23 protein-coding genes, 1 tRNA gene and 1 pseudogene are annotated in these 18610 nt (G+C 70.7%); 14 read left to right on the plus strand and 11 right to left on the minus strand.

All coding sequences use genetic code 11. From position 1 onward, the window contains the following. The first annotated feature begins 45 nt into the window (after positions 1 to 45). The 3 genes from DV701_RS08665 (at position 46) to DV701_RS08675 (ending at position 1971) form a co-directional block, all read left to right on the plus strand. Positions 46 to 537 carry a nucleoside deaminase gene (locus DV701_RS08665; RefSeq protein ID WP_202863671.1) on the plus strand — a complete coding sequence of 164 codons (492 nt, stop codon included), beginning with the start codon at positions 46 to 48 and terminating at the stop codon, positions 535 to 537. Between the two features lie 124 nt (positions 538 to 661). After that, positions 662 to 1054, plus strand: coding sequence for an ArsR/SmtB family transcription factor (locus DV701_RS08670; protein WP_114927961.1), 393 nt, complete (start codon positions 662 to 664; stop codon positions 1052 to 1054). Further along, positions 1051 to 1971, plus strand: a complete 921-nt coding sequence (locus tag DV701_RS08675; RefSeq protein ID WP_114927962.1) for an SRPBCC family protein — start codon at positions 1051 to 1053, stop codon at positions 1969 to 1971. Before DV701_RS08670 ends, DV701_RS08675 begins: the two co-directional genes overlap by 4 nt. A 4-nt stretch (positions 1972 to 1975) precedes the next feature. On the opposite strand, the gene DV701_RS08680 is transcribed toward DV701_RS08675, so the two are convergent. The 5 genes from DV701_RS08680 to DV701_RS08700 all read right to left on the minus strand — a co-directional run bounded on the left by DV701_RS08680 (position 1976) and on the right by DV701_RS08700 (position 7139). Next, complete coding sequence (locus tag DV701_RS08680; RefSeq protein WP_114930937.1) at positions 1976 to 4603, minus strand: DEAD/DEAH box helicase; 2628 nt, start codon at positions 4601 to 4603, stop codon at positions 1976 to 1978. 81 nt (positions 4604 to 4684) lie between these two features. Next, positions 4685 to 5176 carry a LysM peptidoglycan-binding domain-containing protein gene (locus tag DV701_RS08685; RefSeq protein WP_114927963.1) on the minus strand — a complete coding sequence of 164 codons (492 nt, stop codon included), beginning with the start codon at positions 5174 to 5176 and terminating at the stop codon, positions 4685 to 4687. A 52-nt stretch (positions 5177 to 5228) separates the two neighbouring features. Beyond that, positions 5229 to 5615 carry a DUF3349 domain-containing protein gene (locus tag DV701_RS08690; RefSeq protein ID WP_114927964.1) on the minus strand — a complete coding sequence of 129 codons (387 nt, stop codon included), beginning with the start codon at positions 5613 to 5615 and terminating at the stop codon, positions 5229 to 5231. Position 5616: 1 nt separating this feature from the next. Next, positions 5617 to 5919: a hypothetical protein gene (locus DV701_RS08695; protein WP_114927965.1), complete on the minus strand. Its 303-nt coding sequence runs from the start codon at positions 5917 to 5919 to the stop codon at positions 5617 to 5619. Then, positions 5919 to 7139, minus strand: a complete 1221-nt coding sequence (locus DV701_RS08700) for an inorganic phosphate transporter (protein WP_114927966.1) — start codon at positions 7137 to 7139, stop codon at positions 5919 to 5921. Before DV701_RS08700 ends, DV701_RS08695 begins: the two co-directional genes overlap by 1 nt. A gap of 74 nt (positions 7140 to 7213) precedes the next feature. Here DV701_RS08700 and DV701_RS08705 point away from each other — a divergent pair, with 74 nt between their 5' ends. Next, a complete protein-coding gene (locus DV701_RS08705) occupies positions 7214 to 7621 on the plus strand; it encodes a hypothetical protein (RefSeq protein WP_114927967.1) in 408 nt (135 codons plus the stop codon). A 6-nt stretch (positions 7622 to 7627) separates the two neighbouring features. Here DV701_RS08705 and DV701_RS08710 read toward each other — a convergent pair whose 3' ends face one another. The 3 genes from DV701_RS08710 to DV701_RS08720 all read right to left on the minus strand — a co-directional run bounded on the left by DV701_RS08710 (position 7628) and on the right by DV701_RS08720 (position 10302). Next, positions 7628 to 8152, minus strand: coding sequence for a cysteine hydrolase family protein (locus DV701_RS08710; RefSeq protein WP_114927968.1), 525 nt, complete (start codon positions 8150 to 8152; stop codon positions 7628 to 7630). Beyond that, a complete protein-coding gene (locus DV701_RS08715) occupies positions 8149 to 9654 on the minus strand; it encodes a purine-cytosine permease family protein (RefSeq protein WP_114930939.1) in 1506 nt (501 codons plus the stop codon). The genes DV701_RS08710 and DV701_RS08715 overlap by 4 nt, the downstream gene beginning before the upstream one ends. Before the next feature lie 72 nt (positions 9655 to 9726). Then, on the minus strand, positions 9727 to 10302 hold the full coding sequence (locus DV701_RS08720) for a YggS family pyridoxal phosphate enzyme (protein WP_114927969.1): 576 nt from the start codon (positions 10300 to 10302) through the stop codon (positions 9727 to 9729). Positions 10303 to 10390: 88 nt separating this feature from the next. Here DV701_RS08720 and DV701_RS08725 point away from each other — a divergent pair. Next, a tRNA-Lys gene (locus tag DV701_RS08725) sits at positions 10391 to 10463 on the plus strand. Positions 10464 to 10661: 198 nt separating this feature from the next. After that, entirely contained in the window at positions 10662 to 11810 is a 1149-nt protein-coding gene (locus DV701_RS08730) for an ATP-binding protein (RefSeq protein ID WP_162802924.1), read from the plus strand. Here DV701_RS08730 and DV701_RS08735 read toward each other — a convergent pair. Next, positions 11783 to 11998 carry a toxin gene (locus DV701_RS08735; RefSeq protein WP_114927971.1) on the minus strand — a complete coding sequence of 72 codons (216 nt, stop codon included), beginning with the start codon at positions 11996 to 11998 and terminating at the stop codon, positions 11783 to 11785. The two genes, DV701_RS08730 and DV701_RS08735, sit on opposite strands and share 28 nt — an antisense overlap. Beyond that, positions 11995 to 12243 (minus strand): ribbon-helix-helix protein, CopG family, encoded by a 249-nt coding sequence (locus DV701_RS08740; protein WP_114927972.1) that lies wholly within the window; start codon positions 12241 to 12243, stop codon positions 11995 to 11997. Before DV701_RS08740 ends, DV701_RS08735 begins: the two co-directional genes overlap by 4 nt. Before the next feature lie 550 nt (positions 12244 to 12793). Here DV701_RS08740 and DV701_RS19210 point away from each other — a divergent pair. From DV701_RS19210 to DV701_RS08765, 5 genes are all read left to right on the plus strand, one after another. Further along, complete coding sequence (locus DV701_RS19210; RefSeq protein ID WP_324616622.1) at positions 12794 to 13063, plus strand: hypothetical protein; 270 nt, start codon at positions 12794 to 12796, stop codon at positions 13061 to 13063. A 6-nt stretch (positions 13064 to 13069) separates the two neighbouring features. Beyond that, positions 13070 to 13327 (plus strand): transposase, encoded by a 258-nt coding sequence (locus DV701_RS19215; RefSeq protein WP_202863715.1) that lies wholly within the window; start codon positions 13070 to 13072, stop codon positions 13325 to 13327. 236 nt (positions 13328 to 13563) lie between these two features. After that, complete coding sequence (locus DV701_RS08755; RefSeq protein ID WP_162802925.1) at positions 13564 to 14181, plus strand: hypothetical protein; 618 nt, start codon at positions 13564 to 13566, stop codon at positions 14179 to 14181. Between the two features lie 316 nt (positions 14182 to 14497). Further along, on the plus strand, positions 14498 to 14764 hold the full coding sequence (locus DV701_RS08760) for a type II toxin-antitoxin system Phd/YefM family antitoxin (RefSeq protein ID WP_114927974.1): 267 nt from the start codon (positions 14498 to 14500) through the stop codon (positions 14762 to 14764). A gap of 68 nt (positions 14765 to 14832) precedes the next feature. Continuing rightward, entirely contained in the window at positions 14833 to 15036 is a 204-nt protein-coding gene (locus DV701_RS08765) for a type II toxin-antitoxin system RelE family toxin (protein ID WP_228255288.1), read from the plus strand. 274 nt (positions 15037 to 15310) lie between these two features. On the opposite strand, the gene DV701_RS08770 is transcribed toward DV701_RS08765, so the two are convergent. After that, the gene (locus DV701_RS08770) at positions 15311 to 15775 is read right to left on the minus strand and encodes a DUF6326 family protein (protein ID WP_228255289.1); all 465 of its coding nucleotides are present in this window, start codon (positions 15773 to 15775) and stop codon (positions 15311 to 15313) included. Between the two features lie 274 nt (positions 15776 to 16049). Here DV701_RS08770 and DV701_RS18425 point away from each other — a divergent pair, with 274 nt between their 5' ends. From DV701_RS18425 to DV701_RS08785, 3 genes and pseudogenes are all read left to right on the plus strand, one after another. Beyond that, complete coding sequence (locus DV701_RS18425; protein WP_202863673.1) at positions 16050 to 16418, plus strand: hypothetical protein; 369 nt, start codon at positions 16050 to 16052, stop codon at positions 16416 to 16418. Positions 16419 to 16587: 169 nt separating this feature from the next. Further along, positions 16588 to 17120: pseudogene (locus DV701_RS08780) on the plus strand (response regulator). A 120-nt stretch (positions 17121 to 17240) separates the two neighbouring features. Continuing rightward, entirely contained in the window at positions 17241 to 18602 is a 1362-nt protein-coding gene (locus DV701_RS08785) for a cystathionine beta-synthase (RefSeq protein ID WP_114930941.1), read from the plus strand. Positions 18603 to 18610 lie beyond the last annotated feature (8 nt).

Genomic DNA, 18610 nt, shown 5'->3' on the forward strand with positions numbered 1-18610 from the left:
CCTCGGGGCTCGACCATCTCGACGGCCTCCTGCGATGCTGTGCCCATGAGCGCATCCATGATCACCGAGCAGGACCTCGTCCACCTGCGCCGCTGCGTCGAGCTGGCGACCCGGGCGGTCGAGGCCGGGGACGAGCCGTTCGGGTCGGTGCTGGTCGGCCAGGAGGGCGAGGTGCTGCTCGAGGACCACAACCACGTCTCCGGCGGGGACCTCACCCGGCATCCCGAGCTGGCGATCGCGCTGTGGGCGGTCGACCACCTGACACCGGTGGAGCGGGCGGGGGCGACGGTCTACACCTCCGGCGAGCACTGCCCGATGTGCGCCGCGGCGCACGGCTGGGTCGGGCTGGGCCGGATCGTCATCGCCTCCAGCTCAGAGCAGCTCACCGGCTGGCTGGGCGAGCTGGGGGCGCCGCCCGCTCCTGTCGCGCCGCTGCCGATCACGACCGTGGTGCCGTCGGCGGTCGTGGCTGGCCCGGTGCCCGAACTCGCCGAGCCCGTGCGCGCGCTGCACGCGCGCTCGCACGCCCGCGACTGAGCGCCGACCCCGAGACGGGCGGCCAGGCGCCGGCAGCGCCAGGGTGGTGAGCCCAGGTCGCCCCCGGCGCGCCTCGGCACCGGCGCGCTTGACGGCACGCCGGGGCGGGCGCACACTTAACCACATGGTTAACCACGTGGCGGTCTTCGCCGCGCTCGGCGAACGGTCGCGCAGCACGATGGTGCAGCGGCTGTCCACGACCGAGGCCTCGGTCTCCGAGCTGGCCGCCGAGGCGGCGATCAGCCTCCCGGCCACGCTCAAGCACGTGCGCGTGCTCGAGGAGGCCGGGCTCGTCTCGCGGACCAAGCGCGGGCGCACGGTCACGGTGCGTCTCCAGCCGGAGACGCTGGCCGGCTCGGAGGCCTGGCTACGGCGCACCCGCTCCCTGTGGACCGAGCGGCTCGAGGCCCTCGCCGCGAGCTTCGCGACCGACGACAGCACGCACGACGACCGTGCCGAGCCCGCCGCCGACACCGACGGCACGCACGACACCGACGCCACGGAGGACCGACGATGAGCGCACCGACCGAGGAGAGCACCACCGAGCTGGTCCTGACCCGGACCGTGGACGCCACGCCCGAGCAGGTCTGGACGGCCTGGACCACCCCCGGGGGCCTCGCCCGATGGTGGTGGCCGCACTGGCAGGACACGGCATACGAGATGGAGGCGCGTGCGGGAGGGCGGTGGTCGGCCCGCAGCGCCGAGGGCGACACCGGCGTCGAGGGCGAGGTGCTCACCGTCGAGCAGCCGCGGCTGCTCGAGCTGTCGTGGGCCTGGGCGGGTGAGGCCGCGCAGGACCGGGTGCGCGTCGAGCTGACGGAGCACGACGGTCGCACCCTCGTCACCGTGCGGCACCGGACCCGCGCGGCGGGTGTGGACGACTACCGGGCGGGGTGGGAGCTCGTGCTGGCCAACCTCGCCTCGACCCTCGCCCCGCGCGGGCCGGAGCTGAACCGGCTGGACGAGCTCCCCGGCCCGCAGCTCTTCCTCAGCCAGATGGTGGCCGCCCCGGCGGCCGACGTGTATGCCGCCTGGCTGGACCCCGACCTCCTGGCCACCTGGTGGTGGCCCGAGCACCCAGACACCCGCTTCGAGATCGACGCCCGGGAGGGGGGCCGGTTCCGGATCTGGTCCGAGCGGGCCGGACTGCGGGCCGAGGGGACCTACCTGCACCTCGGCGGCACCCAGGAGCCCGCCATCCTGATGACCTGGGCGTGGGGGGCGGGCGAGCAGGAGGACCTCGTGCACGTGGGATTCACCGACCTGGGCGGCGACAGCACCCTGGTGGAGCTGACGCACGCCATGGCGGTCGAGTCGGACGGCACGGACAGTCCGCGCCGCGGCTGGAGCGCCGTCCTCGGCTCCCTCACCGAGCGGCTCGGCGGGCCGGGAGGCGGCTCGGAGGCGCGGAGGCCGCCAGGCCGGACCGGCTGAGGGCTCAGCCGCCGAGCCGGCGCATCGCGGTCGCGAGCAGCACCGGCTCGCCGACGAGGTCGGAGGCGTCGAGGTCGCACTCGGCCTCGACCACCCAGTCCAGGTCGCCCTCGGGGTCGGTGACGGTCTGTGCGACCTGCCACACCCGGCCCGGGCGGCCGTCGGTGAGGGTCGAGCGCTCCCCCGGCAGCACCTCCACGCGCAGCCGCTGCGGTCCGCGCGCGTCGGCGTCCAGCACCACCGACCCGTGGTCGTCGTAGTAGGCCTCGAGCGCGTCGTCCCAGTCCGCCCGGGTCATCACCGGGTCCAGCGGCGGCTCCGGCAGCGCGGCGACCTGCGCCTCGAGGTCGCCCAGCGCCTCCCAGCCGTCGTCGGCCACCAGCTCGACCCGCCGCCAGAGCGCGTTGCGCACCATCACCCGGAAGGCCCGCTCGTTGCTCGTGATCGGCCGGGTCGGCACCACCGGGGCGCCGGAGGCCGCCCGCTCGGCGGCGGCCGCGACCAGCTCGGGATCGGTCAGCGCCTCCCACTCCTCCAGCAGCGAGGAGTCGGTCTGCCGGATCGTCTCCCCGAGCCAGTGGACCAGGTCCTCCAGCTCCTCGGTCATCGCCGCCTCGGGCAGGGTCTGGCGCAGCGTGCGGTAGGCCGAGGTGAGGTAGCGCAGGAGCACCCCCTCGGAGCGGGCCAGCTCGTAGTAGCCGACGAACTCGGTGAAGCTCATCGCCCGCTCCCACATGTCGCGCACCACCGACTTCGGCGACAGCGCGTCCACCGGCACCCACGGCTGGGACTGGCGGTAGATCTCCAGCGTGCCCTCGAGCAGCTCGGCCAGCGGACGCGGCCAGGTGACCTCCTCCAGCTCGGCCATCCGCTCGTCGTAGTCGAGGCCGTCGGCCTTCATCCGGGCCACCGCCTCGCCCCTGGCCCGGTAGCGCTGGGCGCGCAGCACCGGCATCGGGTCGTCGAGGACCGCCTCGACGACGGAGACCAGGTCGAGGGCGTAGGAGTCGTCGTCCTTGTCGAACAGCTCCGCGGCCGCGAGCGCGAAGGGCGCCAGGGGCTGGTTGAGGGCGAAGTTCTCCTGGACGCCGGGGGCCAGGTCGACGGTCCTGCCGTCCTCGCCCGCGGACGCCAGGCGGACCAGGATGCCACTGTCGAGCATCGAGCGGCCGAGCGCGACGGCCTTGCGGGCCAGCCCTGCCTGCCGCCTGGGGTCCTCGTGGTTGTCGCGCAGCAGCCGGGCCAGGTGGGCGACCGGGTCGCCGCGGCGGGCGACGGTGTTGATGATGACCGAGTGGTCGACCTTCATCCGGGAGACCAGCGGCTCGGGGGGCGCGCCGACCAGCTTGTCGAAGGTCTCCTTCGTCCACGAGACGAAGCCGTCCGGCGGCTTCCTGCGCTGCACCTTGCGCTGCTTCTTGGGGTCGTCCCCCGCCTTGGCGATCGCGCGCGCGTTCTCGATGGCGTGCTCGGGGGCCTGCACCACGACATACCCCACGGTGTCGTAGCCCGCCCGGCCGGCGCGCCCCGCGATCTGGTGGAACTCCCGGGCGCGCAGGATCCGCTGCCGGGTGCCGTCGAACTTGGCCAGCCCGGTGAACAGCACGGTGCGGATCGGCACGTTGATGCCCACGCCCAGGGTGTCGGTGCCGCAGATGACCTTGAGCAGACCGTCCTGGGCCAGCTGCTCGACGAGCCGCCGGTAGCGCGGCAGCATCCCGGCGTGGTGGACCCCGACACCGTGGCGCACCAGCTTGGACAGGGTGCGACCGAACCCGGCGGTGAACCGGAAGGCGCCGATCTTGTCCCGGACGGCCTCCTTCTCCTCCTTGGACAGCAGCTGCACCGACATCAGCGCCTGGGCACGGTCCAGGGCGTCCTTCTGGGTGAAGTGGACGACGTAGACCGGTGCCCTGTCCTGCTCCAGCAGCTCGGCGACGGTCTCGTTGACCGGGGTCATCACCCAGTCGAAGTGCAGCGGGACCGGGCGCTGCACGCCGGTGACCTCGGCGGTCTCGCGGCCGGTGCGGCGGGTCAGGTCCTCCACGATCGGGGTGATGTCGCCCAGCGTGGCCGACATCAGCACGAACTGCGCCTGCGGCAGGGTGAGCAGCGGCACCTGCCAGGCCCACCCGCGGTCCGCCTCGGCGTAGTAGTGGAACTCGTCCATGACGACCATGCCGATGTCGGCGCCCTCGCCCTCGCGCAGCGCGATGTTGGCCAGGACCTCGGCGGTGCACACCACGATCGGGGCGTCGGCGTTGACCGTGGCGTCGCCGGTGAGCATGCCGACGTCGTCGGCACCGAAGATCCGGCACAGCTCGAAGAACTTCTCGCTGACCAGCGCCTTGATGGGCGCGGTGTAGAAGGTCACCCGTTCCTCCGCCGTCGCGATGAAGGCGGCGGCCGTCGCCACCAGCGACTTGCCGCTGCCGGTCGGGGTGGAGAGCACCAGGTTGCTGCCGTCCAGCAGGTGCAGCAGCGACTCCTCCTGGTGCGGGTAGAGCGGCGTCCCACGGTCCGCCGCCCAGCCCGCGAAGACCTCGTAGAGGGCGTCAGGGTCTCGCGCCGCGTCCCCGGGAGGGACGAGGTCGGTCAGGGTGGGCTCGGTCGTGCTCGGGTCGGCAGGCATCCCGGCCATTCTCCGGTATGCCGGGCACCGCCGGTCGGCAGGGGCCCGTCGGACAGGTCCGACTCGCGCGAGGACTGCGCGTCAGAGGGCGCGTGGGACCCGAAGGACGTCGCCGGGATGGATCACGTCCGGGTCGGTGATGCGCGGGTTGGCGGTCACCAGCCGGTGGTACCGGGCCCCGTCGCCGTAGTAGTGCTGGGCGATCGCCCAGAGCGTCTCCCCCGCCACCACCACGTGCTCCAGGTAGGAGGTGTAGCCGGACACCACCTGGCCGCCCAGGACGACCGGCACGACCACGCGGTCGAGCTCGGAGCCGTCACGGGCCGAGCTGTGGAAGACCTCGACCTTGGCCTTGGCACGGCTGAAGCCGGCGCCCGAGACGTCCACGCGGACCTGGAACTGCCCGTGGCCGCCGACGCCGTCCCCGGCCATGAAGGCCTGGGTGACCTCGTCGTGACCGTCCGTCACCCGGACGACGTAGCTGGCCTCGAAGGCCCCGCCGGCCGTACCCGCGACCAGGACCGTCCGGCCCACGATGTCGTGGCGCCTGGGCTGCTGCACGTCGATGCTCATGTCTGTGACCTCCTGAAGGGCTGATGCCCTTCAAGGAGACCGGGACGGCCGCTCAGATACGACCCGTCGTCGGGCCGTCGGCCTCGCCGGTCCCGGGCTCGTCGTCCTCGCCGCCCTGCTCCTCGTCCGGGTCGCCCAGCGGCCAGCCGCCGGCGGCCAGTCGCGCCGAGACCCGGGCGATGTCCTTCTTCTTCGGCTGCTGCATGGCGTGGGCGAGGATGAAGTCGTGGATCTCCTCGTGGGTGATCGCCTCCGGCCGGTCCGCGGTCAGCTCCTCGACGATCGCCTCGATGTCCTCGTCGGTCAGCTTGCGGCGCAGCACCCCGAAGAGCGCCACGTAATCGCCGTCCGGCACACCCTCCGGATAGCCGGCCCGCAGCCACCCCACGATCTTGCGCAGGAACCCCGTGCGCTGCTCTTCCCGCTGCTGCTCAGTCATCTCAGTCCTCCCGCGTCAGGGTCGGCAGAATACCCCGGAACTCGACCTCGAGCCCCAGCCCGGAGGAGATGATGATCAGCAGGCCGACGACGATCCCGACGATCACCACCCCGAAGCACAGCCAGGCCAGGAACTTGCCGACCGGCCGCGGCTGCGCCCGGGACCTCTCCGCCTTGCCGCCCTCGGCCCAGGCCAGGGACCGGATCCCCAGCGCGAAGACCAGCGGCAGGCCGGCGCCGAGCAGCAGACCGGCGATCAGCAGCTGGACCGCACCCTGCGCGGTCAGCACCAGCAGCGAACCCATCAGCCGACCTCCTTGTCCGAGCGGTCGGCGTCCTTCTCGTCGGACCACTCGTCGTTGACGTTCGTGTGGTCGACCGGCTCCCTGCGCGAGTGCCGCCACATGTAGATCACCGCTGCGAGCAGGAGCACCACCATGGCCAGGGCGGCCGCCAGGCCGCCGCCGAGCAGGTGGCCGATGAACCAGGTCAGCGCGCCGGCCGCACCGGCCATCGGCAGGGTGATGAGCCAGGCGGTGACCATCCGCACCGCCACGCTCCAGCGCACCTCGGCACCCGGTCTGCCCACCCCGGACCCGAGGATCGAGCCGGTGGCCACGTGGGTGGTGGAGATCGCGAAGCCGAGGTGGCTGGCGGCCAGGATCACCGAGGCCGACGCGCTCTCGGCCGCCATGCCCTGCGGCGAGGAGATCTTCACCAGGCCCTGCCCCAGGGTGCGGATGATGCGCCAGCCGCCGAGGTAGGTGCCGATGGCGATGGCCAGCGCGCAGGCGACCTTGACCCAGAAGGGGACGCTGTGCGTGTCCTCCCAGTGACCGGTGGCCAGCAGCGCGAGCGTGATGATGCCCATGGTCTTCTGCGCGTCGTTGGTGCCGTGCGCCAGCGAGACGAGCGAGGCCGAGCCGATCTGGCCCCAGCGGAACCCCGCCTCGCGGTACTTCTTGGCCACCCCCTCGGTCACCTTGAAGACGAGCCACGTCCCGACGCCGGCCACGACGAGGGCGATGGCCGGGGAGATGAAGGCGGGGAGCACCACCTTGCCGATGACCCCGTCCAGCTTGCTGCCGTCGCCGACCCACTTCACGCCCGACCAGCCCAGCGAGGCCACCGTGGCGCCGATCATCCCCCCGAACAGCGCGTGCGAGGACGAGGACGGCAGCCCGAAGAGCCAGGTCACCACGTTCCACAGGATCGCGCCGACGAGCCCGGCCAGGAGGATGAGCAGCAGCGAGAGCCCGCCGTCCCCGATCAGCTCCGGCTTGGGCGAGCCGTCCGCGTTCTGGATGTTGATGACCGCGTTGGTCACGGTCAGCGCGACCTCGATGGACAGGAAGGCGCCCACGAGATTGAGGACGGCCGAGAGGGCGACCGCGGTCTTGGGCTGGAGGGCCTTGGTGGCGATCGAGGTCGCCATCGCGTTGGCTGTGTCGTGGAAGCCGTTGGTGAAGTCGAAGGCCAGCGCCGTGGTGATGACCAGCAACAGGATCAGGAGTTCGGGACTCACGGGCAGCCATTGTGCCCTGTCCGACCGGTGTTCATCGAACCGCGACCCTCGGCGAGGACAGCCATACTGGTCAGGTGCTCTCCACCGACCTCGCCCGGGACCTCCTCGACGCCGGCCTGAACTGGTCGCCGATGCCCGGCGACCGCTTCGTCGTCGACCGCCCCGGGGTGGCCGACGACGTCTACTACCTGGCCGACATGACGGTCGAGGTGCACGAGTTCGTCGGCGGAGCGGTCATCGGGTTCAACGGCGTCGCCGAGTGGGCTCTGGACTCGGTCGCCCTCGAGGAGACCCTGTGGCTGCCGCGGGAGGACCAGCTGCGCTCGGTCCTCGACCACGACTTCGTCGGGCTCGGCACCGACGGCTCCGGGTATGCCGTGGTCGCGCTCGTCGACGGCGCGCCGCAGACCTTCCGGCACCGGGACGCGGAGCAGGCCTACGGCCTGGCGCTGCTGGAGGTGCTGCGTCACCGCACCCCGTAGCGCGCGCTAGCCGCGGACCCTGATCTGCGGGGCGTAGAGCTTCATCGCCTCCAGCGCACGTTCGTGCGCCTCGTCGCTGGAGCCCGCGCAGGCGGCGGCGACCACCTCGACGGTGCAGCCGGCGTCGGCGGCGGCCAGCGCCGTGGAGAGCACGCAGCAGTCCGTGGCAACCCCGGCGAGCACCAGGTGGGCGTGCTCGCCGGTGACCGCGGCCAGGCCCGGCCCCCACTTGCCGAAGGTCGGCTCGGAGACGACGTGGCGGACCCCGAGGTCGGCCACCTGGGGGACGAGGTCGAAGAGGGGGTGCTCGGGCGGCTGGTCGGCGAACGGGAAGGTCTGGAAGTAGGGCACCCACGAGCCCTCCTTGGTGACCGGCGGCACCCAGCGGGTGACCACGCTGCGCTCACCGTGCTCGGCGACCAGCTCGCGGATCGGCCCGACGGTCTGCTCGAAGCGGGGCGCCACCCACTGCGAGGCGGGGTCGGCGAAGATGTTCTGCGCGTCGATGACGACGAGCCAGGGGGCGATCACCGCCGGTCACCCAGCTCGGCGGGCGCGACGTCATACGCCCCCTCCTCCTGGCGACGGACCGTGCCGCGGCGCGCGAGCAGGGTGACCACGAAGCCGAGGACGAGCGCGACGAGGACGCCGATGTTGGCGTAGGCCCACGTGCCGTCCTTGCCGCCGAGCGGGCCCAGCAGGTAGCCCTGCCAGTTGTTCCACGCGGCGTCCTCGGCGAAGAGGTTGATGACCAGACCCCACCCGATGACCGAGGCGACGACCATGGTCCCGACCGCGGTCCAGTCCCAGGCCCCGTAGCGGCCGCGCGGGTCGAACAGCGCCCGGTCGTCGTAGTCGCGTCGCCGCAGCGCGATGTCGGCGATCAGGATGCCGGCCCACGCCGCCAGCGGGACGCCGAGGGTGATGAGGAAGCTCTGGAACGGGCCGAGGAAGTCCTGGGCGAAGAAGACGACCCAGATCGTGCCGATCGTCAGGATGACCCCGTCGATGCCGGCGGCGGCCGGCCGCGGGATCTTGACGCCCAGCGACAGGAGGGTCAGGCCCGAGGAGTAGATGCCCAGGACCGCGCCGCTGACCAGCGCGAGCACCGCGGCGAGCAGGAAGGGCACGAGGAACCAGTTGGGCAGGATCGTGGCGAGCGTGCCGATGGGGTCGGCGGCGATCCCGTCCTCGAGGTCGGGCCGGGAGCCGACGAGCAGCAGGCCGTAGCCGACGAGCAGCACCACCGGCAGCGCCCCGCCGAGGGTGTTCCAGAAGACGATCGAGCCGCCGGAGGCGTCGCGGCGCTGGTAGCGCGACCAGTCGGCGGCGATGTTGATCCAGCCCAGCCCGAAGCCGGTCATCACCATGACCAGCGCCCCGATGACCGACTCCAGCGACCCACCCTCGCGGGTGGTGACGGTGGACAGGTCGACCAGGTGGAAGGTCATCGCGATGTAGACGACGGTGATCACGCCGGTGACCCAGGTCAGCACCGACTGCAGCCGCATGATCGTGTGGTAGCCGGCGACCGAGGCAAGGACGATGAGGGCGGTGACGACCAGGGTGGCGATCACCTTGGTCGCGGTGCCGCTGGCCCAGCCGAGCTCGCGGAAGACGGTCGCCGTGGCCAGCACCGCCATGATCGCCAGGAAGGTCTCCCAGCCGATCGACACCAGCCAGGACACGACGCCGGGCACCTTCTGCCCGGTGACGCCGAAGGCCGCGCGGGAGAGGATCATCGTCGGCGCCGAGCCCCGCTTGCCGGCGATGGCGATGATGCCGCAGAGCAGGAAGGACAGGACCACGCCGAGGACGGTCACGACGATCGCCTGGGGGAAGGAGATGCCGAAGCCGTAGACGAACGCGGCGTAGCTCATCCCGAACACGGACACGTTGGCCGCGAACCACGGCCAGAACAGGTCCGAGGGCTTGGCGGTGCGCTCCGACTCGTCGATGACCTCGATGCCGGTGGTCTCCACCAGGGTCCGCTCGGCGGTGGTGAGGGTCGTGCCCTCGTGCTGCTCGCTCATGACCTGCACTCTTGCACACCGTGACGCGCGCGCGGGCGCGCGCGGGGGCTCGGCGCACGTCGTACCCCTGGGTCAGACCCGAGAGGAGGTCGGCGGCCAGTAGTAGCTGTCGGGCGTGGCCCGCTGCCCGAAGACGGTCTGCCCCACCCGGACGACCGTCGCACCCTCCTCGACGGCCGCCTCGTAGTCGCCCGACATGCCCATCGACAGCTCGCCGGGGCCGATCAGGTCCGGGTCGGTCTGGCGGGCCCGGTCGCGAAGGGTGCGCAGCAGCCGGAAGCACTCGCGGACCCGTGCGGTGTCCGGGGCTATCCGCCGGGAGTCGAGCGCCTGGAACTCGGTGGCGAAGGCCGCGACGTCCCGGGCCTTGTTGCGCTGCAGGTGGCCGATGATCGACCAGGAGACGTCGAGGTCGGCGAGCTCGCGGTGCTTGCGGGCGGCCTCCTGGACCTTGTTCTCCCCCAGCTCGTGGCAGCCGGCCTGCACGGCCAGGCGGACGCGGTCCTCGGGGACCGTCTTGCTCACCGGCAGCAGGCGCACCTCGGACGCTGCGCGGCCTGCCCGTTCGGCCGCCGCGGCGACCCGGGAGCGGACGTCGGCGAGGTGGCGGGTGAAGTCCTGGACCGTCCGGGCCGTGGGGTAGGTCATCGCGAGGCTCCTTCCGGCACCTGGGTGCGGGGTCCGGTGCCCGTAGACTACGTCGGGCGCCCGCACGGCCGTACCGCTGCTCGGGCCAGGGCCTCTAGCTCAATCGGTAGAGCTCCGGACTTTTAATCCGTAGGTTGTGGGTTCGAGCCCCACGGGGCCCACCGTTGTTTCTGCAGGTCAGGGCCCTGACGCGGCCGAGAGTTCCGTCACGGGTCCCCTTTGGCATGGTGTCCTTGGCCACCATCAGGCCACCGGACCCCAGTCCGATCCGTTGCATCAGCTTCCGACGGTCAGCTGATCAGGGTTTATAGTTGAGGAAGTCTATAAGGACGTATCTTCTGAGTGAAGAGGAGCAGCTCGTGCAGCCCAGTCCCTACACGCCAGGTGAGACCGCTCGCGAGATCCCCGGGCGGGAGACCCAGCTCACCGACATCACAGGGCTGCTGGGTCGGGTCGCCCTCGAGGGGCGCTTCGCCGGCCGCGTGCGCGTGGACGTCGGTCCGCGTGGTGTGGGAAAGACCAGCCTGCTGCGGCGTGCCCAACGTACGGCGCACGACCTCGGCCTGGCGTCGGTGTTCGTCACCGCCGGCAACGGCACCCTGACAGCGGTGATCGCCGATGAGGTTCACCAGCTCACCCGCGCCTGGGGACACGGCGACGTGCTGACAGAGCGGGTCAGCCAGGTCAAGCTCTCGGCCGGTGTCCCCGGAGTCGGTCACCTCGAACTCACGGGCAGGCAACGCCCAGCTCCCGAAGCCACGCGCGCGTTCCGTGAGCTCATCGCCCACACCGCCCAGGCCGCGGCACAGGACGGCGACCACAGGGGAGTCCTCTTGCTCATCGACGAACTCCAGGCCGCCGACCCCGACTCCCTGCGCACGATCGCCTACGCCTGGCAGGAGTTGCAGGCCTCCGACAGCCCCGTCCCGGCTGCGCTCCTGGCCGCTGGACTGTCCCACACCCCTGACGTCGTCACGCGCGCAGTCACTCACGCCGAGCGCTTCCAGTACCGTCCGATGCGCGATCTCGAACCGCACGAGACCCGGGAGGCCCTGACCGCTCCCAGCGCCGCCCTAGGAGTCTCCTGGACCACCGACGCCCTGACAGCCGTCGTCGAACGCGCCCAGGGGTATCCCTACTTCGTCCAGGTCTACGGGGATGAGGCATGGCACGCCGCCGGCAACCCCGACGCCGGCGGTCAACTCACCCTCGCCGACGTCAACGCCGCCCAGGAACGTGTCGAGGTCGACTTGACCGAGCTGTACCGCACCCGATGGGCCAGAGCCACCGCACGCGAACGCGACATCCTCACGGCCATGGCCAACCACCCCGAAGGCCCTGTCCCACGCCGCGCCATCGCCGAACGGCTACGTGTAGGAACGACTGCCCTGTCCATGGCACGACAGTCACTGCTCGACAAGGGCATCCTGGACGCACCGGCCCACGGAATGCTCCAGTTCACCGTCCCAGGCTTCGGCGCCTACGTCAGGTCCCTCACGACTAACTGAGGATCCACAACGCCGAAGACGAGCACGACCGTCTCCAGCAACCGTGCCTGGGTGTCGAAGCCGAGCCGCAGCTCGCGGTGGGGCCACTCGTCGTCCTCCAGCGGCTCGACCCACAACGACAGGTCCGCAGCCTGGACCGCGTCCTCGGGAACGACCCCGTGCCTAAGCGCGCTGCGGTGGACCTTCACGCGGCGTAGCCGGCCAGCGCACGTCGGATCGCCTCGGAGCGGGACAGGTGCTCCCGGGCGGCGTACGCGTCGAGCGCCGCGATCTCCTCGGCCGTGAGCCGCACGGCGATCACCTGCGTTGGTTCGGCCCCGCGCCCGGGACGGCCCCGGCCGCGGCGTTTGAGCTCCTCGACGTCATAGCCAGACTCGGCCTCGTCAGCCCACTTCTGGATCTGCTCGTCCGTCACCTGGTCGTCATCTGACATGGCAAAATCGTATAACGAAAACCCGGCATCAGGAAGATGTCCTCCAGCACGACGGTGCAGGATGCGGCATGGTCGGACGCTACGCGTCCTCGCTGCGGCTACGTGTTTCGTTGACGTCAGGATCGGGCCCGGCCAGGCTCGGTTCTAGGTGGCCGGGGCGGTCGTTCTCTTCGCGGCTGCCCACGCTTCTGGTGTGAGGCTCACAATTGGCGTGCGTCGTCCCGGTCACCGCCAGGGCTGCGAGAGGCTCAAGAGGGGTATGCCCAGCCGTCCGTAGCGGTGCCCTCCCAGCTCGACACCACCAGTTGTCGCGAGCAAGGGAGCACGAGCAATGGACGAGCAGGAGTCCCCCGCGGGTCGTGATCGGGATGGACCCGCACAAGCGCAGCGTCACGATCGAGGTCATGACCGCCGACGAAAGCATCGTCGGCGGTGGGCGGTTCGCGGGTTCGCGATCACCGAGCAGCTCCGCGCGGCGATCAGCCTGGTCCCCGAGGACGTCTGGACGCCCGCGCTGGACGTCGACGGCAAGGTGCGGTCCGGCGGGGACGTGGCTGAGCTGAGCGACCTGCTCGCACCGCGGCTGCTGGGGAAGTGGCCAGCGGGGATGCGGGTCGTTGTCCGGCGTGAGCGGCCCCATCCCGGCGCGCAGCTGTCCCAGTTCGAGGAGGGTGACGGGTGGCGCTACCAAGCCTTCGTCACCAACACCACCACCGGGCACCTGGCGTTCCTGGAGGCCCGGCACCGAGCTCACGCCCGGGTCGAGGACCGCATCCGGCACGCCAAAGACTCGGGGCTGGGACGCTTCCCCTCCCGATAGTTCGCGATCAACGCCGCGTGGCTGCTGCTGGTCGGCATCGCCGCGGACCTGGTGGCCTGGACCCGGCTGCTGGTGCTCACCGGCGAGGCAAAGACTCTCGCCTCCTGCGAACCCAAGGCGCTGCGATACCGCTTCCTGCAGGTGCCCGCCCGACTCACCCACGGCAGTCGCCGCCGACGGTTACGGATCCCGTCCACCTGGCCGTGGGCCGCCTCGATCGTAGCCGTCTTCGCCAACATCGCCGCGATCCCACAACCTGCCTGACCAAGCCCGTCCACCCACGACATCACCACCCGGAGAATCGCAGCCCGGCAGCGCCAGCCGGTGCTACGCATGCCCGGTGCGCCCCATCACGACGCTCTCGACGATCACGCCCTCGAGAACCCCCCGCCAGCCCGAGCTCATGAATGACCGGGGTTAGTGCCGCAACAGATCCAGAGCGGACGAATACACCCCCGGACTGGGTGCCCTTGTCGGCGCGCGGGCCTACGCTGCCGGTCATGGGCGAGAACGGGGAGCAGGTCGTACCGTCGGTTGAGGAGATCGCCAGGCTCGTCGGCGAGCTGGTCGACTCGGAATGGCCGACGACGCTGAGCGAGCGGAGCGCGTGGTTCGAGCGACACGGCATTGCGACAGAGGGCGCCGAACGATTGCGGGAAGAGCACGGGAGCGAGTCTTGGCACAGCGGTGACCCGGGCGCCCCGTGGCCTGCCGTAGGCTGGCACGTCTTCGAGAACGAGTTCGTCGGCATCAGCTGGTTCCTGTGGCACGGACTACGGGAGGACGTCGTGCCCGGGCTGGCTGAGGAGCTGCGCGCCCGTTTTGTCGAAATGGCGGGTGAGCCGATGGACGAGATACGGCGCGAGGGCGAAGATTACCGCTTCACCGCTAATTGGCAGAAGGGTGGTCGCTCCATCGACATGTATCTCCACGGCGGACCGGTGTTGGAAGGTCAGTTCCACGAGCACCCGGTGGTGCAACTGCACGTCGACCACGTCGAGCGCGCCCGACGGGCAGACGAGACCGCGGCGCTGGCGCAGCCGGTGGTGAAGGGTCGGGCGCTGGGGAACGATGCTGCGCCGCATCCGGACCCCCGTAAAGGGCACCCATCACCTTGACACCGAGTCCCGTCTGCTATTGCCGCCGTCAGCATGGACCTAGGCTCAGCACAAGTTCAACAGCCTGGAGCGTTTTCGGCGATCTTCTCGCGCTGTACGACCTGGGCGCCGGCTCATGGGACGGGCTCGTGGCCGGTGCGGCGGACCTGGTGGCACAGGGAAACGAAGCTCCCGGCATGGTTTCCCCTGCTAGCCAGCCTGCAAAGGGTCTTCGAGCCTGAAGCTCTGGTTGCAGAAGCCCCAGCGCGCTCTTCTGCCGCTGCGCGCGGCATCGGTCCGGTTGACTCTCCGAAGCGGCCGCGCCACAATTGTGGCCATGAGCATCGAGTCCCTGCGCGAGGTCCGCGATCACTTCAGCGACGTTGTCGACCGAGTGCAGCGCGAGCACGAGCGGGTCACGGTGACGCGCAACGGCAAGGCAGCAGCGGTCATCCTCAGCCCGGAAGACCTGGCCGAGCTCGAAGAGACCCTGGCCGTCCTCAGTGACCCTGAGGCGCTGGCCGACATCCGCGAAGCCGACCTCGCATACCAGGCAGGAGACGTGGTCCGCGGAGCAGATGCGGTCCGGGCATTGCTCCCGTGACGCTCCCTTTCGAGCTTGTCCTGACCCCCCCGGCTACCCGGGCGATCCAGCGGGGTCTACCCGAGTCCGTGGCTGCGGCAGTCGTCGAGTTTTTCACCGGGGCCCTCATCGACAACCCCCAGCGAGTGGGCAAGCCCCTTCGCGGCGAGCTCGCCGGCATCCGTTCCGCACGCCGGGGGACCTATCGAGTCCTCTACCGGATCAACGAGCAGGCTCGCGAAGTCGTCGTGCTGCGCGTCGAGCACCGTCGCGACGTATACGGTCGCCACTGACCCGAGGCGCACGTTGCTGCGATGCGTCCACACCGACGTAGAGCCACCTGTCCGGCTGTAGCCAACCGCGCGGATCTTAAGGCCATGTGTTCGCTGGCGTAGGCCGTCAGTAGGCCGTGACAGGTTCAGAACATCGTGCTCCTGCTGCGCTAATGAGCGGCGTTTGTGCAGGTCAGCCCTGCAAATGGGGCCACCCACCCCCGTGGGGCTCGAACCCACAACCTACGGATTAAAAGGGCGTCCCGGGCGCGACCTGCTCGGTCGCCGCTTGCACCTAGATGCGAGCGGCCTCACGGTCAGCGCTGGGCGCCAGGGTCGCCGGCGGCGACGTGCGGCGGGGCCAGGTCCAGGCGGAACGCAGGATGAAGGCCAGGAGCAGCACCTCGAGTCCGATGGAGAGGCCGAAGAAGGAGGAGTAGTCCCAGGTCTGCTCCCCACTGACGTTGTAGAGCGAGAACGGGATGTAGAGCGTCGCGACGACGAGATTCAGGGTGCGGTTGACGCGAGCGGGCAGGGTCGTGGAGAGCAGGGGCATGAGGATCGGGACGGCCAGAGCGGTGAGCGCAAGGGACATGAAGGTCGGGCCGGTCTGGAACTCGTGGACGGAGCCACCCAGGATCTCCTCGAGATGGCCGGGCCTGTAGAAACCCAGGATGTCGACGTAGGCGTAGAGAAACATGAAGCTGGTCCAGGCTGCCGCGAGCTTGGCCTGCACGGGTATGCGCAGGGTCTCCAGCACGGCTGAGGGTTGACGGGTTCTCATCATGGGCTCCCTTGTTGCGGTGAGGATCGGGTGCCACGATCGCCGAGGCCGGCGGCGGGCACATCGGCCCCCGGGCCGGAGTTCCCCTGGCCGAACAGGCGGTCGCCGTCTCGTGTTTTCGGCTGATCCCTCGTCGTCGCTCCATCCCTACGCTGAGGGGGTGGACAATCCGCTGCGTTCCCTGCTGGAGGAACCCCGGTCGTCGCTCCCGCCGGTTCGGGTATGACGGGACTGGGCGCTGCTGTCGGTCGTGACGGTCTCCGGAGCGCTGGAGAGTGTCCTGCGTGAGGACCTGCCGCTACCGGGGCTGTCAGTGGTGCTGACGATCGGGCTGGCGCTGCTGCTGCCCTGGCGACGTACCCACCCGCTCGCAGTGGTCGCGACCGCCTTCGGCGTGGTCGCGGTCGTGGACTTCGTCCTCATCGCCCTCGACGCCCCGGCCCTGGACATGTACACGACGCTCTACCTCATGCTGCTGCCCTACTCACTCTTGCGGTGGGGCTCCGGTCGAGAGGCGGCTGCGGGTACGGCGATCATCCTGGTCCCGGCCACCATCTCGCTCTTCGTCGGCCGGACCGGGATGGCCGAGGCACCCTCCGCGTCGCGGACGACCGGCTGACCGTCGCAGACGACGGGGCTCCCAGTCCCGCAGGCGGCAGCGCGGGGGGCTATGGTCTGGTCGGTATGCGGGAACGCACCACGCTGCTGGGCGGCTCGTTCCACGCCGGACCGGCCGCTCGCGGTGGTTGGCGCGTCGAGGCGATGCTGCCCCAGGTGCGGGCCTCCTCATGAGCATCCGGGTGCTGGTCGCCGATGACCAGGACATCGTGCGCACCGGCCTGACGATGCTGCTGAACGCCCAGCCCGACATCGAGGTCGTGGGCGCCGCCGTCGATGGGCGAGAAGCGGTGAGCCTGGCACGTGAGCTGCGCCCTGACGTCTGCCTGTTCGACATCCGGATGCCTCTGATGGACGGCATCGAAGCCACCCGCCTGCTCGCCGGACCCGACGTCACCGACCCGCTGCCGATCGTCGTGATCACCACCTTCGACCTCGACGCGTACGTCCATGGGCGTTGAAGGCCGGTGCCCGGGGCTTCCTGCTCAAGGACGCCGGACCCGCGCTGCTGACACAGGCGATCCACGCGGCAGCCGACGGTGATGCCCTGATCGCTCCCAGCGTCACCGTCCGCCTGCTGGCCGCCGATCTCCACATCAGTGCGAGCACCGTCAAGACCCACGTGGCCAGCGTGATGCGCAAGCTCGGCGCGCGGAATCGGGTCGAGCTCGCCATGTGGGCTCATGAGACCGGCCGCACCTGATCGCACGGCCGCCCGACGGAGGCAGACCCCTCCGGCACGCCACCACCCCGGCGGCGTGACGACGGTGGTCGCCTACCCTGAGGGCCACCAGCCGCACTCGACTCCGGGAGCAGACCAGTGATGCGCGTCGCCGACACCATCCTCGACACGATCGGCAACACGCCGCTCGTCCGGCTCAACCGCGTGACGGAGGGCCTCTCCGCCACCGTCCTGGCCAAGGTCGAGTACGTCAACCCGGGCGGCTCGGTCAAGGACCGCATCGCGGTCAGGATCATCGACGCCGCCGAGGCGGAGGGCAAGCTGCGCCCGGGGGGCACGATCGTGGAGCCGACCTCGGGCAACACCGGCGTCGGCCTGGCGCTGGTCGCCCAGCAGCGCGGCTACCGGTGCATCTTCGTCTGCCCCGACAAGGTCGGCAAGGACAAGATCGACGTCCTGCGGGCCTACGGCGCCGAGATCGTCATCACCCCGACCGCGGTCCCGCCCGAGCACCCGGACTCCTACTACAGCGTCAGCGACCGGCTCGCCGCCGAGATCGAGGGCGCCTACAAGCCCAACCAGTACGAGAACCTCAACGGCCCGGCCTCCCACTACGAGTCCACCGGTCCGGAGATCTGGCGGGACACCGACGGCAGGGTCACGCACTTCGTGGCCGGCGTCGGGACCGGCGGCACCATCTCCGGCACGGGCCGCTTCCTCAAGGAGGTCGGCGGCGTCACGGTAATCGGCGCCGACCCCGAGGGGTCCGTCTACTCCGGCGGCACCGGCCGCCCCTACCTGGTCGAGGGCGTGGGCGAGGACATGTGGCCCGGCGCCTACGACACCTCGGTGCCCGAGCGGGTCATCGCGGTGAGCGACGCAGCCTCCTTCGACATGACCCTCCGGCTGGCCCGGGAGGAGGGGCTGCTCGTCGGCGGCTCGTCGGGCATGGCCGTGGTCGCGGCCCTCGAGGCGGCCAAGGACCTGGGCCCGGACGACGTCGTGGTGGTCCTGCTGCCCGACGGCGGCCGCGGCTACCTGGGCAAGATCTTCAACGAACAGTGGATGCGCCGCTACGGCTTCAGCCCGGTGCCCGAGGAGGAGCGGACCGTCCGGGAGGTGCTCTCCGTCAAGACCGGCCGGCTCCCCGACCTCGTGCACGTCCACCCCACCGACACCGTCCGCGACGCCATCGACATCATGGCGGAGTATGGCGTGTCCCAGCTGCTCGTCCTCGGCGCCGAGCCTCCCGTCACCATGGGCGAGGTCACCGGCGCGCTCACCGAGCGCGACCTGCTCGACGCCGTCTTCCACGGCACCACCAGGCTGACCGACGCGGTCGCCGACCTGACCGGGGCGCCGCTGCCGCTCATCGGCGTCAACGACTCGGTCACCGCCGCGCGCGAGGCGTTCGCCGAGGCCGACGCCCTCCTGGTCACCGAGGGCGGCAAGCCGGTCGCCGTGCTGACCCGCCCCGACCTGCTCACCTTCGTCTCCCAGTGATCGCGAGG

The organism is Ornithinimicrobium avium, from assembly GCF_003351765.1.
GTDB lineage: Bacteria > Actinomycetota > Actinomycetes > Actinomycetales > Dermatophilaceae > Ornithinicoccus > Ornithinicoccus avius.

Coding starts and splice junctions, on each gene's coding strand:
- DV701_RS08680 (WP_114930937.1), bottom strand. CDS start 4,603: ATGCCTGCCGACCCGAGCACGACCGAGCCCACCCTGACCGACCTCGTC.
- DV701_RS08740 (WP_114927972.1), bottom strand. CDS start 12,243: ATGTCAGATGACGACCAGGTGACGGACGAGCAGATCCAGAAGTGGGCT.
- DV701_RS08665 (WP_202863671.1), top strand. CDS start 46: ATGAGCGCATCCATGATCACCGAGCAGGACCTCGTCCACCTGCGCCGC.
- DV701_RS08675 (WP_114927962.1), top strand. CDS start 1,051: ATGAGCGCACCGACCGAGGAGAGCACCACCGAGCTGGTCCTGACCCGG.
- DV701_RS08760 (WP_114927974.1), top strand. CDS start 14,498: ATGAGCATCGAGTCCCTGCGCGAGGTCCGCGATCACTTCAGCGACGTT.
- DV701_RS08690 (WP_114927964.1), bottom strand. CDS start 5,615: ATGACTGAGCAGCAGCGGGAAGAGCAGCGCACGGGGTTCCTGCGCAAG.
- DV701_RS08720 (WP_114927969.1), bottom strand. CDS start 10,302: ATGACCTACCCCACGGCCCGGACGGTCCAGGACTTCACCCGCCACCTC.
- DV701_RS08670 (WP_114927961.1), top strand. CDS start 662: ATGGTTAACCACGTGGCGGTCTTCGCCGCGCTCGGCGAACGGTCGCGC.
- DV701_RS08695 (WP_114927965.1), bottom strand. CDS start 5,919: ATGGGTTCGCTGCTGGTGCTGACCGCGCAGGGTGCGGTCCAGCTGCTG.
- DV701_RS08755 (WP_162802925.1), top strand. CDS start 13,564: ATGGGCGAGAACGGGGAGCAGGTCGTACCGTCGGTTGAGGAGATCGCC.
- DV701_RS08685 (WP_114927963.1), bottom strand. CDS start 5,176: ATGAGCATCGACGTGCAGCAGCCCAGGCGCCACGACATCGTGGGCCGG.
- DV701_RS08715 (WP_114930939.1), bottom strand. CDS start 9,654: ATGAGCGAGCAGCACGAGGGCACGACCCTCACCACCGCCGAGCGGACC.
- DV701_RS08785 (WP_114930941.1), top strand. CDS start 17,241: ATGCGCGTCGCCGACACCATCCTCGACACGATCGGCAACACGCCGCTC.